The organism is Chryseobacterium sp. VD8, from assembly GCF_037149975.1.
Classification (GTDB): Bacteria; Bacteroidota; Bacteroidia; order Flavobacteriales; family Weeksellaceae; genus Chryseobacterium; species Chryseobacterium indicum.
The window spans coordinates 1-255 of sequence record NZ_JBBCQL010000479.1 but is presented as its reverse complement, the minus strand read 5'-3'; the positions used below and the strand labels follow the sequence as shown (position 1 = coordinate 255).

At 45.9% G+C, this 255-nt stretch carries 1 protein-coding gene; it reads left to right on the top strand.

From position 1 onward, the window contains the following. A partial coding sequence (locus WFK35_RS23110) for a SpvB/TcaC N-terminal domain-containing protein (RefSeq protein WP_336735006.1) occupies window positions 1-255 on the top strand: 255 nt, incomplete at both ends.

Below are 255 nucleotides of genomic sequence, written 5' to 3'. Positions count from 1 at the left end.
GAAGATTAACCTTATTTCTCCGCCTACCCCTAATCAGCAGGGAAGTGCCAATGTACAGTATCCTATAGAAATTCCTGCAGGAATCGGAGGATTCCAGCCAAGCGTATCTCTGGTTTACAACAGTGATCATAAATTTGGATGGGCCGGAACGGGATGGGATATCCCCGTGGAAACCATTGATCTTGATACACGTTGGGGAGTTCCTACATTCAGCAGCACCAATGAATCTGAAATTTATACCATTGCCGGTGAGCA